General features: G+C 45.3%; 12 protein-coding genes. 5 read left to right on the forward strand and 7 right to left on the reverse strand.

What is annotated here, in order from left to right:
• Positions 1-62 precede the first annotated feature (62 nt).
• Complete coding sequence (locus LN893_RS10660) at positions 63-518, reverse strand: hypothetical protein (RefSeq protein WP_229969807.1); 456 nt, start codon at positions 516-518, stop codon at positions 63-65.
• A 265-nt stretch (positions 519-783) separates the two neighbouring features.
• On the opposite strand from LN893_RS10660, the gene polA reads away from it, so the two are divergent.
• Entirely contained in the window at positions 784-3,636 is a 2,853-nt protein-coding gene (gene polA, locus LN893_RS10665) for a DNA polymerase I (RefSeq protein ID WP_229969808.1), read from the forward strand.
• 105 nt (positions 3,637-3,741) lie between these two features.
• Here polA and LN893_RS10670 read toward each other — a convergent pair whose 3' ends face one another.
• Positions 3,742-5,142, reverse strand: coding sequence for an SGNH/GDSL hydrolase family protein (locus LN893_RS10670; RefSeq protein WP_229969809.1), 1,401 nt, complete (start codon positions 5,140-5,142; stop codon positions 3,742-3,744).
• A 15-nt stretch (positions 5,143-5,157) separates the two neighbouring features.
• Entirely contained in the window at positions 5,158-6,387 is a 1,230-nt protein-coding gene (locus LN893_RS10675) for an OmpP1/FadL family transporter (RefSeq protein ID WP_229969810.1), read from the reverse strand.
• 198 nt (positions 6,388-6,585) lie between these two features.
• Between LN893_RS10675 and LN893_RS10680 the strand changes: the two genes are divergently transcribed.
• Positions 6,586-7,506 (forward strand): NAD(P)/FAD-dependent oxidoreductase, encoded by a 921-nt coding sequence (locus LN893_RS10680; RefSeq protein WP_229969811.1) that lies wholly within the window; start codon positions 6,586-6,588, stop codon positions 7,504-7,506.
• Positions 7,507-7,508: 2 nt separating this feature from the next.
• On the opposite strand, the gene LN893_RS10685 is transcribed toward LN893_RS10680, so the two are convergent.
• Together LN893_RS10685 and LN893_RS10690 are read right to left on the reverse strand one after the other, a co-directional pair.
• Entirely contained in the window at positions 7,509-8,369 is an 861-nt protein-coding gene (locus LN893_RS10685; protein ID WP_229969812.1) for a cyanophycinase, read from the reverse strand.
• Between the two features lie 95 nt (positions 8,370-8,464).
• Positions 8,465-9,331: a sterol desaturase family protein gene (locus tag LN893_RS10690; RefSeq protein WP_229969813.1), complete on the reverse strand. Its 867-nt coding sequence runs from the start codon at positions 9,329-9,331 to the stop codon at positions 8,465-8,467.
• 312 nt (positions 9,332-9,643) lie between these two features.
• Between LN893_RS10690 and LN893_RS10695 the strand changes: the two genes are divergently transcribed.
• Positions 9,644-9,808 (forward strand): hypothetical protein, encoded by a 165-nt coding sequence (locus LN893_RS10695; protein WP_229969814.1) that lies wholly within the window; start codon positions 9,644-9,646, stop codon positions 9,806-9,808.
• Between the two features lie 358 nt (positions 9,809-10,166).
• Positions 10,167-10,679 carry a hypothetical protein gene (locus tag LN893_RS10700; RefSeq protein WP_229969815.1) on the forward strand — a complete coding sequence of 171 codons (513 nt, stop codon included), beginning with the start codon at positions 10,167-10,169 and terminating at the stop codon, positions 10,677-10,679.
• 191 nt (positions 10,680-10,870) lie between these two features.
• Here LN893_RS10700 and LN893_RS10705 read toward each other — a convergent pair whose 3' ends face one another.
• Together LN893_RS10705 and arfB are read right to left on the reverse strand one after the other, a co-directional pair.
• Positions 10,871-11,437 (reverse strand): hypothetical protein, encoded by a 567-nt coding sequence (locus LN893_RS10705; protein ID WP_229969816.1) that lies wholly within the window; start codon positions 11,435-11,437, stop codon positions 10,871-10,873.
• A 139-nt stretch (positions 11,438-11,576) separates the two neighbouring features.
• Complete coding sequence (gene arfB / locus LN893_RS10710; protein WP_229969817.1) at positions 11,577-11,987, reverse strand: alternative ribosome rescue aminoacyl-tRNA hydrolase ArfB; 411 nt, start codon at positions 11,985-11,987, stop codon at positions 11,577-11,579.
• Positions 11,988-12,093: 106 nt separating this feature from the next.
• Between arfB and LN893_RS10715 the strand changes: the two genes are divergently transcribed.
• Positions 12,094-12,474 carry a sensory rhodopsin transducer gene (locus tag LN893_RS10715; RefSeq protein WP_229969818.1) on the forward strand — a complete coding sequence of 127 codons (381 nt, stop codon included), beginning with the start codon at positions 12,094-12,096 and terminating at the stop codon, positions 12,472-12,474.
• The last annotated feature ends 5 nt before the right edge of the window (positions 12,475-12,479 follow it).

Genomic DNA, 12,479 nt, shown 5'->3' on the forward strand with positions numbered 1-12,479 from the left:
AATACTCCTAATCCTTTGACACAGTTTGTTTTACAGCCTCGTATGGCGTCTCGGTTTTTAAATTAACACATCCAGTACTTCTTGTTCTTGAAATCTACTATGGTAGGTCCACCAGTACAACCACCAATTTCATCAAGACTCACGTCTTCCTTTTCACGAGCTATAATCCAGTTACCAGTCTTGTGTTTCATGATAACTCCTTCATCTAGTACTTCACCTTTCCCTGCCGTTAATGTGCCGTCACCTTCATAAGTTACCCTTATTGAATCTCCCCAAATAATTACAGTCACTTTCTCGCCCATTGACTTCCTGTCCCACTCTGCAAATGCAATGTTAAAAATATATTTTCCGTCTGTTGGAACTGTCCCTGTGGTGTCGCTACTCTCTCTTTGAAGTATAATATAATCTTTAACAGTCATTGATTCAGCACTATGAATAAATTCTGTCCTTTGTTCTTCTGTTTTAGATGAGCAAGAAATCAGGAGCAAAGTCACCAGTATGAAAGAAGCTTTTATCATAATTGAAATGCACACCAACTTGTAGATAAACAGAACTATTCCGTTCATTCTACCAAATATAACAGAATAGCCAAATAACCTGGCAGCTTACCTGCCCTACCTTCTACTTGATGTTTCACCAACGCTAAATAATCTTAGCACCCACCACCCTCCTTTACCAAGCGCTTTACAAGATCGAAGCTTCCTCTAACTATAGTTCAGCAACTATAACCGCTCAACGCAGTACATATTTGCACATATTGGCCCAAGCATCTACCTTTATAACATGAGCGAACCACGTAAGAAATTATTCCTGCTAGACGCACTAGCTTTGATATACCGCGCGCACTTTGCCTTCAGCAAAAACCCGCGCGTCAACTCCAAAGGCATGAGCACAGGCGCTGCTTTAGGTTTCACAAACACCTTAGTAGAAGTACTGCAGAAAGAGAAGCCAACCCACATAGGTGTGGCTTTCGACTCGGCGGCCAAAACCTTCCGCCACGACAGCTTTGCCGACTATAAAGCCAACCGACAGGCACAGCCCGAGGATATTTCCATTGCCATACCTTACTGCAAAAAAATTGTAGAAGCCTTCAATATTCCTGTGCTCATCATGGATGGCTACGAGGCCGACGATATTATTGGAACGCTCTCCCGCAAAGCCGACAAAGCAGGCTTTGATGTGTACATGATGACGCCCGACAAGGACTACTGCCAGCTGGTAACAGACAATGTGTTTCTGTATAAGCCTGCTTTTTTAGGCAATGCCGTAGATGTGATGGATGTGCAGAAGGTGCTGGAGAAGTGGGAAATTGAGCGGGTGGAACAGGTAATTGATATACTGGGCCTGCAAGGTGATGCCGTGGATAACATCCCTGGCATACCAGGTATAGGCGAGAAGACAGCCAAAACCCTTATCAAACGCTTTGGCTCTGTAGAAAACCTAATTGCCAATGCTCATGAGTTAAAGGGAAAGCAGAAAGAAAACGTAGTAAACTTTGCCGACCAGGGACTGCTATCGAAAGAACTGGCAACTATACATTGTGATGTGCCGATCGAGTTCAACGAAGATAATCTGCACTACGACGGTCCGAACGAGGAGCAGTTGACTGAGCTTTTTGCGGAACTGGAGTTTAGGCAATTAGCACAGCGGGTACTGGGGCAATCGTTAGCCTCGGCTACGGCATCTGCACCAGCTACTCGCACCGCCCGCAAAGGCAAAGCTTCCGATCAGTCTCAAACCTCACTTTTCGGTGCCGCCGCAGAATCAGAAAGTATAACTGCTTCTGAAGAAGTGGCTTCTGAACCACAGGCAATGCAAACGCTAAATACGTCGGTGGTCGATTATCACCTGATAGATACGCCTGCTTTACGCCAGAGCCTGATAAAATACCTGCTCAAACAAGATGAGATTTCCTTCGACACAGAAACCACCAGCGTAGATGCCATCACGGCTAAACTGGTAGGCATGTCGTTTAGCTACATCCCTGGCGAGGCCTACTATGTACCTGTTCCGCACGATAACCAGGAGGAGGCGCTAGCTATAGTTGCTGAATTTAAAGAGATACTCGAAAGCACCACGATTGCCAAGATCGGCCAGAACATTAAGTATGATATTCTGGTGATGAAGAACTATAACGTGCAGGTGCAGGGGCCGATTTTTGATACCATGCTGGCACACTACCTGCTGGAGCCTGAAATGCGCCACAACATGGATGTGCTCGCTGAGACGTACCTCAACTATAGCCCCGTTCCGATTACAGATTTACTTGGGTCGAAAGGCAAAAACCAGCTGACGATGGCCGACCTGAAGCCTGAGCAAATAAAGGATTATGCCTGCGAGGATGCCGACATTACGCTGCGTCTGAAGCACCACTTCGAGCCGCTGCTGCAGGAACAGGGCCTAATGAAACTGTTCACAGATGTAGAGACTCCGCTGGTGCAGGTGCTGGCCGATATCGAGAAGGAAGGCATCAGTATAGATTCTAATGCCTTGGCAGATATTTCCAGGCAATTGGAAGTAGAGATTACAACTATAGAGAAGCGCATTTTTGAGATTGCAGGCGAAGAATTTAACATTGGTTCTCCAAAGCAGCTTGGCGAGATTTTGTTCGATAAGCTGGAGTTGCACGGCAAAAGCAAGATCAAGAAAACGAAAACAGGCCAGTATGCCACAGGCGAGGAAATCTTATCTAAAATGGCCAGTGAACACGAGATCGTGCGCCTGATACTGGATCACCGTGAGTTGAGCAAGCTAAAATCGACTTATGTGGATGCGCTGCCGCAACTGGTTTGCAGCTCAGATAACCGTGTGCATACTTCGTTTAACCAGGCTGTTACCGCCACGGGCCGCCTCAGCTCCACCAATCCAAACCTGCAGAACATCCCGATCCGTACCGAGCGTGGCCGCGAAATCCGTAAAGCTTTTGTAGCACGCAACGAGCAGCACCTGCTTATCTCCGCCGACTATTCGCAGATAGAACTGCGCATTATGGCCGACTTCAGCAATGACCCTACCATGAAGGAAGCTTTTAAAAACGGCATCGACGTACATTCTTCTACCGCCAGCAAAGTGTTCCACGTGCCGATAGAGCAGGTGGACAGCGACATGCGCCGCAAAGCCAAAACCATCAACTTCGGTATCATCTACGGTATTTCGGCTTTCGGTTTGGCAGAGCGTTTAAGTATACCGCGCCGTGAAGCTGCCGATATCATAGAAGCATACTTCCAGGAGTTCCCTGCGGTGAAAGAGTATATGGATAGTGCCGTAAATAAAGCACGGGAGTTAGAGTATGCCGAAACACTGCTGGGCCGCCGCCGCTACCTCCGCGATATTAACTCCCGCAACGCCACTTTACGCGGCTTTACGGAGCGAAACGCCATCAACGCACCTATACAGGGCACGGCTGCCGACATCATTAAAATAGCGATGATCAACATACGGGAATATCTGCAACAAGAGAAACTGCAAACCCGCATGATTCTGCAGGTACACGACGAATTACTGTTCGATGCCCCGAAAGAGGAAGTGGAAATTGTAACGCCAAAGATTGTGGAACTGATGACCAACGCCCTGCCGCTGAGCGTACCGATGGAAGTAGGTTTAGGAGTAGGCAAAGACTGGCTAGAGGCACATTAATAGTATATTTGCACCTGCTTCTAGTAACAAACTTGAAACACAACGTGTAGCTATAAAAAAAGCACCTCTTGCGGAGGTGCTTTTTTCTTTATCATTTCATGCTGCTTACGGAAAAATAACAGCTCTGTACTGCGTTTCGTCTACAGGAGGAATATTAGCATTATATTTTGCATTGATCACGGCTATCATCTCGTTTGCTATAATAGCATATCCGCGTGGCGTTGGGTGTATACCATCCAGCGAGAAAAGGTTACCTGTGATGAATGCTGGAGAATAAGCAACGCCGTTACGTGTAAAGCCAGTCTGAATATTTCTGAAATATGCGTTAGCATCCCAAACAGCCAGATTATGAGCACTTGCCTCCGCTTTAATGACGTTGTTAAAATTGGTTGTTGCTGTCTGTACAGCCGCTTGCTCCGCATCGTCAAGTAAAAGCGCACTTGGCCAAGGGTTACCCACTGATACACCAAAGGCCTGTGTGGTATCTATTTGGTAAGTTGTAATAAACTGTTCCATAGCAGCAGCAGGATTAGCTGGGCTTGTCTGTCTTGCAAGGTCTCGCCAGTACTTACCTCCAGGCCTGCCAATAAGCGGTGCATAAGCAGCACCTGTAAGCGTAAACAAGGCTGTACCACCCGCAGCATCTCTGATACCAGTTGTTGCAACCAGCGTTCTGCTTGGTCCATTTCCAGTTAGAGCAACCATTCCTTGAGCTTTTGCGGCAGTAAGGGTAGCCTTTATGCCTGGCCCTACTGTCGTGAAGAACGGAATACCTGTTACATCTGGAATAGTAGCCACTATACCTTCGGCGTTATCAGCAGTAAGAACATCTATCAGGTCTGAGTAATTTTCTGTAAATAAATCAACGTCGGTTAATGTACCAGAAAAACCACCTGCTGTAGCATAGCCCAACACATCGTTGTTGCCTAACCAGTTGCTAAAAAACGTATGGTTGGCAGCCTGTGCCTGTGTTTCAACATACTGTAGGTAAGTCTGCAGTGGGTTGTTTGTTAAACGCTCAAAAAAGGGATTGCCCTGCGTGCTACCGTAACCTACCGTTTTTATATCAGCCACTCGTATACCTGGCACACCAAGATTACGTGTGTTGTCGGTGTACTTCGTGTAGAGCCTTGGGCTTGCTGAGCGTATGCCTAAGGCTGACGTTTCGTTGGCTGTTATAGGAGAACCCTGCGCTGTGAAGCCAGTTAGCCTGAGGTAGCCAGAGCCATTGCGCTGCTCTTCAGAAAACAGAGGCTGCGTAAATTCTCCACCTCCCACAGTTGAAAACTGCTGCGCCAAAATGGCAGGAAAGGAATTAAGCTGTCCTTCGCGGTACAGGCCGCCGTCTCCGTAGCCAGCAGTCAGGGAGTTACCTACAGCAATATAACTTGTAAAAGTCGCGTTGCCCGCACTTGCCGCAGGGGCATCAATCTCAGGATCGCAGCTAGTAAGAAGCACACCAGCAAAAAGTGCCAGCGCACCAGATCTATAGAAAAAATTCTTCATGTTCTTTCGGAGAAATTAAAATTTGAAATTCACGGCAAGGCCAGGAATGTAGGCAATAGACTTGTAGGTACCCGCTATACCACTAGACAGGTTAGATGCATCTGTTCTTTCTTTTTTGTTGATGTACAGGAAAGAAGCATCGATACTGATATTCTCTGATAAAGAGTAGCCTATACCAGCCGAAAGCCCTCTTGCATCAGCATCTGGTGTTTCTGGTGTTAAGTAACCAGTCTGAACAGGTGACTGATCATAGTAAGCACCAGCACGCAAGGCTAAGGCATCAGATACTTTATATTCACCACCTATGCGGAAAATAAAGGCTTCTTCGTAGTTACGGGCATTTTCTGTAAAGCTAGAGCCGTTTACACTCTGTGAATATTCGAAACGCAAACGCTCGTAAGCGCTCCAGCCTACATGGCTGATATCTACGGCTATGGTAAGTGCCTCTGTCGGCATAAAACCAACACCAAAAGTTAACGTAGCAGGAAGCGGCAAGCTAGCATTGAATTCTGTGCCTGCCGGGAAGCGCGAGCCAACAGAAGCTGGTACTGTAAAGGTAGCCTCACCATCCTCTACCTTCATGTCTACTTTGGAACGATAGCTTAAACCTAACGACAGCTTATCGGATGGTTTGAAGTAAACTCCTGCATTTATACCCATTCCGCTTGCACTTCCATCAAGTTCTGCACGGCCTTCGCCTTCCTCGCCTTGTAGCGGAATAGAGCGCTGAAGATTTACGCCACCTACGGCATACACAAAGCCAACACCTATACCAAACTTTTCGGAGAACTGGTAGCTAACAGTTGGCTGAATAAAAATAGCCTGCAGGCTTAGTTCGCTTAAAGAAAAACGACCGTTCCACTCATTTCCCCAGTTTACGGTGCTGCCAAAAGGTGTATACACTCCCAAACCCACCGTTAATAAGCTATCAACTTTATAAGCGCCATAAACATGAAAAGGCGTTCCAACTGGGTTATCAGCTTCAGCTGTGATGCTATTTTGCTCAGGTGCTAAATAAGCGATTTTAGAAAGTATACCGCTTGCCCCAACAGATACACCACTTTCGCGGATGTGGCTCAAAGCGCCTGGGTTAAAAAATATACTCGATGTGCCAGTAACTATACCTGTACCAGTATGCCCCATACCAATCTGCCGCTGACTTGCCAGGTTTACCTGATACCCTCCTGCCATTGCCACACCTGATAGTAGCGTGCCTCCTAACAGGGCTAATAATTTGCTCTTCATATAAAATGACTTTATAAATGTGAGGTAATATGTTATAACAAATATATTAATTATTACACGTTGCAGTGCGGAGTCACTCACTTTTATCAAACATTTTATCTTTTGTTTCGGAAAAGCAGAAAAAAGCCATCACGCTTTATAGAGGCCATACTTTTTTGGCTGACATACGTTTACATATCTTCTGAAATGAAACAAACTATGTACGATGTAATAATAGCAGGTGGTGGTCCTGCAGGTTTAAATGCCGCCATGATTTTAGGAAGGTCGCGGCGTAAGGTAATTGTGTTTGATACAGGCCAGCCTCGTAACCGCTGGGCCAAAAGTATGAACGGCTTCCTTTCTAGCGACGGTGCTGATCCTAGAGAATTCATAGAAAAAGGAAGACAGGAACTGCTAAAGTATGGCGTAGAGATTATTGATAAAAAAGTAGACACCGTTACCTACAGCAAAGGAAAGTTTGTTGTAAACGACGATGAAGGTAAAGTATACAATTCTAAAAAATTTATACTTGCCACTGGCCTAAAAGATAACCTGCCTGAAGTAGAGGGCCTAGAGGAACTGTACGGGAAAAGTATTCACCACTGCCCTTATTGCGACGGTTGGGAATCGAGAGACAAAGCCATAGCAGTATATGGCCAGAACAGACGGGGCATAGGCCAGGCGCTAGCCATGAAAAACTGGAGCGAAGATGTAACGCTTTTTACCGACGGCACCGATAAGCTTACAATAAAAGACAAGGAGCTCCTGAAGCTGAATGAGGTAAAATACGAAACTGCCGCTATCGCCCGACTGGAAGGCGAAGACGGTATGCTACAGCGCATTGTGCTAAAGAACGGGGAAGTACGCGAGCAACAAGCAATGTTCTTCTCTTTAGGAACGAAACAGCAAAGTGATCTGGGCGAACAACTCGGCTGCGATTTCACAAGCAAAGGCGTTATAAAAACAAGGCGATTGCAGCAGTCTAACCTGCCTGGCTTATTTGTTGTAGGCGATGCCGCACGCGACATGCAGATGGTAATAGTAGCCGCTGCAGAGGGCGCCAAGGCTGGTGTTGCTATCAATATGGAGCTGCAGCAGGAAGATCGCGTAAAACCTCCACAGCTATCCCATAAGGCATAAACTTACTCTTCAGCCTGTGCAGCATTGGGGGTGGCGTCGGCAAAACGTTCCGTACCCTGTTGCACAGGCTGGAAAACATGCTCTTTTAAGCAATAGCTGTAGCCTTTCACCAGCAGGTGCATAATTAGGTGTTCTACCGCTATCGGTTCGTTTTCAGCTACCGCTCTCGTGTTTGAGAATTTTATATGGCTGGCATCTATTACCGTCACAACACCAGGACCAAATACCTCTACCTGGTCGCCTTCTTTTATGATGATACCTGTTTCCTCGCTTAAACCTATCCCAATATATTCAGGGTCGTGGGCAACAGCATGTGCCAGTCTGCCAAACCTGCCTCTTTCGGCAAAATGTGTATCGATGTATATGTTTTTGACAAAGCCAAAACCATGGGTTGTTTTCATCTCGCCTTTAATAAGGGAGTAATGCCCATAGCCATCATAAATCATACGGTCTGACATAACTGCGGCACCCGCACTAGTACCTGAAATAATAATCTCTTCGCTTCTGAAGCGGCGATGCATGATCTCAAGCAGTTCGGTATTGTTTAGGAATTCGGCTAAACGTACCTGATCACCTCCTGTAAAGAAGATCACATTGGCTTTACTGATGCGTTCTATGTTAGCTGGAGTATCAGCCTTATGTTCTTCATCAATGCGCATGAAGTGCACATTCAGGCATCCGAACTCCTCAAAAGCCTCCTTATAAGCATTTCCCGAATTTACGGCATCCGAAGGCTTTGGAGTAGCTGTAGCAATAACCTCTATATGCGAGTCTAAACTACAAATCTGAGATTTTATCAGTTTAATAAGACCATCATCGTCGCCGCCTCCTAAGGCTATAAGCTTCCCTTTTATAGTAGACATGTATGAGTTCTGTTTTAGCTTGTACTTATACTTAGGCCGCCTCCTGTCTGTTCCAACAGCAATAGATTTGCTCTTTGCCAGTTTACTAACCTAAGCTATGGCAATAACTGCCTTTTATTTGGCAGCTCCTCCCGCTCGGGCACAGAACCGTCTGGCAACTGCCATGGGCGCTGCTGAGTAAATGGCATGCGTAAGAGGTTCAGCGGATGTTGTTCTTCAGGATTTTGGTAAGCAGGGTTTCCTATGGTTATAGCATCTTGAGGCACATTCAGCCGCAGGCTCTGGTGTAGCCTATCCCAGCAAGATAACACAACAGAGAAGTTACTGTTGGTTTCCTGTTGCACAATAGAATGGTGAATGCCGTGCATGCGCGGTGTTACAATAAGCTTGCACAGCAGGCGCTCTAGTTGGTAAGGCAATCGGAAGTTACTATGGTGGAAGGCCGTACACCCCTCAAAAAGCACCTCATACCACAGAACCAGGTTGGCAGGCACGCCTAACAAAGCCACTGCTCCACTCCTGTAAGGTACCGAAGCTATATTTTCTCCGATATGAAAACGCCATGCAGTAGAAAGATCCAGGTCCAGGTCGGCGTGGTGTACGTTGTGAAAACGCCAGAGTAGGTTAGATTTATGCAGCAGCACATGCCACAGATAGTTGCTATAGTCTAGCAGCAGAAATCCTAAACTATAGCGGGCCCACTTCGGCAACCCAAGCATAGCTAATAGGCCGATATTGTTTTTGTTGCTCCAGCGTGCAGCTGCAAACATGCCAGGCAACAACAGCAAGCGCAACGCAGGTAAGGCCAGAGCCGCCACGCTCCCGTTTTGCAGATACCGTTCTTCTCTTGGCCGCACCCGCTTACGGAGCTTCCGATTACTTTCCAACACCAAAAGCGCCACCGCCGCTATACTTAGCAGCGGCATTCCCACTTTATCAAACTTCGGAAACAGAACCCTCATAAGGTACTGCTACAGCTACAGAATAGCTTTTGTTACAACGTTTTTTTCAAGCTCCTTAACTCTGTATTTCAAAAGGTGTTCGCGAGCGGACAAACAGGTGTGCGTCTTTGAACACATTTAAAGACGCAAATTTCTAAAACATCAATTAAAATACTGTAAATCAACTTATTACACCATTTACACGTAAAATGTAATTAAGCTAATCATAACTGAAAATATTTATAGATCCAGAAGCAACCATTCCATTACCACCACTATCTATTAAGATATAACAGCAACGAAATAACTTGTTAAACCTTAATTTATAATACTATGAAAATTATTGTTCTTCTTTTCGCAATGGTCTTAGGCTTTTTCGCCATTTGTAAAGACACCGCTCGTGAGCTGCAGGAGCTCGGCCTGAGAAATGAGGTAAAAGAGCTAAGAGTTTATCCTAACCTATTACCTGTTGTAGAGGTGGTGGCTACTCCTTTATAGTCTTAAAGCCTCCACTCCTATTATTCACGCACCATTAGTCAAAATAAAACTATGAAAACCGTTATCGTTTTATTTACCATGCTACTAAGCTCGGCCTTTGCCTGCAAAGCAAATTTTGACTGCCAGGTACAGCAAAAGTTTGGCAACTTAACATCAGGTGAAAGTAGCCTTGCAGAGGTAGCTAATCCACAACCTCAGGCTACAGCAATGCTATAGCCTGAGGTTCACCCTCAAAAATATTTCTCTTCTTTTTTATCTTCATGTTACACTTTTAGGGCCATCCTAAGCTCAAAAACTCTAACAAGACCTCAAAAACCGCATTTTTGCAGGCGCAACATGGCTAATTCCATCATTTATCATGTTACAAAATAGCCTGTTTTGTCCTTTTTTTATTGATTTCAATCCCCTAAATTTACTTTACAATACTTTTACCAAGGGTGTAATTACCATGTTTATCAATATCTTAGCTTTTCAGGAAGGGTGGAAAAAGCCAGTGAAGCACCATGTTACAACTGCACCCCTGTTAAGTGACCTTTCCCAGCTATGCAAACTTCTTTTAGAGCACAAACACAGTATACAAACCCGTATTTATAGTAGTAACCCAAAACAGCTTAGTATAGATACAGTACCTGAAGAGCAGCAGCCTGTATGTTTCGAAAATCATTCGTCTGTGGCGCTAGCAACTTGCGCCAAAAACCTCACACTACCTCACAAACTAATTAATGTATTGGCAGCGGGCCCCAGCAGAAATCTGGTGTGTAAGTTGATGGCAAACAAAAGTTTGGCAGAACTATATTTCCGAGCAATAAGAAGGTGTGTAGAAAATATCTCTAAAAGACTATTTTACGTAAAAGCACAGGAGAGCAAGTAACTATAAACCCAAAACCCTACTTCGGCATCAGCAAAAGACTTTACCGCTTTACCATAGCCATCGCTTCCCCAAAGCATTGGCTACTGCACGGGCAACACAAACAACCTTAAGAACTTTACTGCTGCTGAAGAACTTGCTCTTTACAAAAAAGCCTGGCCCCAACCAGGCTTTTTCTTTTACCCTAAACAGCTTTAGTCCTTCCTGAAAATTTTAAAGAAGCCACCGCTTTCCTCTTCCTTTGCTTTCTTCTTATTGCGGTTATTTTCCTCTTCCCTGTTTCCAAAAGGCCACCATTTCTTTCGTTCTGGCTGTTTTTCTTTTATGAACACATACCTAACAGAGATGCCAGTGCTCAGATCTACCCAATCTTCGTGGTTTACATGGAAGGCAGGTTTTATATCAGCCGATAATAGAATAGGCAGTCCGTTTACCTTATACTCTATACCTCCAATTAAATCGCCTCCGGCAAACACGCCATGGTCTTTTAAGTTGCCAATGTGCGCTCCTGCACCAAGATAATAATTAAGGCGCTTGCCCAACAGCGGATAGTGTCGCTCATACAAGGCTGTTCCGCTGTACTCGCGGCTGCGCAGTGACCCAATAACTTCTAATGTTCCTCCTTCGTGCAGTTTTTGCTGAAGTGTCAAGCCAATCTGTTCACTATCGAACCTAAGACCTCCTGCTGTTCTGTATTTTTGTGCCTGCCCAACAGTGGCTATGCCTAGGCAAAGGCAAAGTATAATAAAACTTTTTTTCATTTTAAGTTGGTGCGTCTGTTACAGCTACGTGCTTACAAAAATCTTACCCTTTTCATTCAGCTATTCGGTACAGAGGCTGTTTCTTTGGTTCCTAACGCTGCTTTCCGTTAAAGATTATGTTGGTGAGCAATGGTTTTACTTAAAAGTCGCCTTTATAACCCCTGTTAGATTTCTTTTCTGACTGCCGCTTTTTGCCCTCCAGCCGCTGCCTTACCGATGAGCGGCTTGGTTTAGTTGCTCTACGTTCTTTTTGCTTCGTAAAAGCCTGTCGCAGCAGCTCCTGAAAGCGCTTCACACATATTTCTTTGTTCTGCAACTGGCTGCGTTCCGTTTGGCAAACTACCTGCAAAAACCCCTCATTGTTAATACGGTTTGCCAGCTTTTCCTGCACAAGTACTTTTTCCTCATCTGTTAGCAAGGCAGAACTTTCCACATGAAACCGCAACTCTACCTTACTGGACACTTTGTTCACGTTCTGCCCACCAGCACCACCACTTCGTGAAGCCTGAAACTGTAGCTCGCTTGTAAAATCTCTTTCTTCTAGTTTCATTCTTTAGCTCTCTTTTTGCGCTGCAATTCTTTTTACGCAACCACACCTGAAAGTATATCCGTACTACCAACATCCGCACACTATGCACCAAAGCAAGCGCAAAACTATGAAAGAAGCAATTGGACACAAAACATGGGCTATTGCCGAAGGCTATATTCCTTCTTATGGCACTGGTCCTGAACCTGAATTCGCCAGCCATGAAACTGCCTGTATCCTAAACACCTCCGAACAAGATGCACATATAAAAATCTGGATCTATTTTGAAGACAAAGATCCTATAGGCCCTTACGAAGAAACCGTACCCGCACAGCGAACAAAGCATATTAGATTTAACGACTTAGAAACGCCTGCTCCTGTACCACGAGATACCGACTATGCCAGTGTTATACATTCAGATGTGCAGGTTGTGGTACAGCACACACGCCTAGACTCCCGCCAGGCCGAAAATGCGCTTCTGAGTACCATCGCTTACCCTGTTACTCAATAAACTTA

The organism is Pontibacter harenae (assembly GCF_020907245.1).
Lineage (GTDB): Bacteria > Bacteroidota > Bacteroidia > Cytophagales > Hymenobacteraceae > Pontibacter > Pontibacter harenae.

Bases quoted from the DNA above. Each gene is read 5' to 3' on its own strand.
- LN893_RS10680 (WP_229969811.1), top strand. From the start codon at position 6,586: ATGTACGATGTAATAATAGCAGGTGGTGGTCCTGCAGGTTTAAATGCC.
- LN893_RS10685 (WP_229969812.1), bottom strand. From the start codon at position 8,369: ATGTCTACTATAAAAGGGAAGCTTATAGCCTTAGGAGGCGGCGACGAT.
- LN893_RS10670 (WP_229969809.1), bottom strand. From the start codon at position 5,142: ATGAAGAATTTTTTCTATAGATCTGGTGCGCTGGCACTTTTTGCTGGT.
- LN893_RS10660 (WP_229969807.1), bottom strand. From the start codon at position 518: ATGATAAAAGCTTCTTTCATACTGGTGACTTTGCTCCTGATTTCTTGC.
- LN893_RS10675 (WP_229969810.1), bottom strand. From the start codon at position 6,387: ATGAAGAGCAAATTATTAGCCCTGTTAGGAGGCACGCTACTATCAGGT.
- polA (WP_229969808.1), top strand. From the start codon at position 784: ATGAGCGAACCACGTAAGAAATTATTCCTGCTAGACGCACTAGCTTTG.
- LN893_RS10695 (WP_229969814.1), top strand. From the start codon at position 9,644: ATGAAAATTATTGTTCTTCTTTTCGCAATGGTCTTAGGCTTTTTCGCC.
- LN893_RS10705 (WP_229969816.1), bottom strand. From the start codon at position 11,437: ATGAAAAAAAGTTTTATTATACTTTGCCTTTGCCTAGGCATAGCCACT.
- LN893_RS10715 (WP_229969818.1), top strand. From the start codon at position 12,094: ATGAAAGAAGCAATTGGACACAAAACATGGGCTATTGCCGAAGGCTAT.
- arfB (WP_229969817.1), bottom strand. From the start codon at position 11,987: ATGAAACTAGAAGAAAGAGATTTTACAAGCGAGCTACAGTTTCAGGCT.
- LN893_RS10700 (WP_229969815.1), top strand. From the start codon at position 10,167: ATGTTACAAAATAGCCTGTTTTGTCCTTTTTTTATTGATTTCAATCCC.
- LN893_RS10690 (WP_229969813.1), bottom strand. From the start codon at position 9,331: ATGAGGGTTCTGTTTCCGAAGTTTGATAAAGTGGGAATGCCGCTGCTA.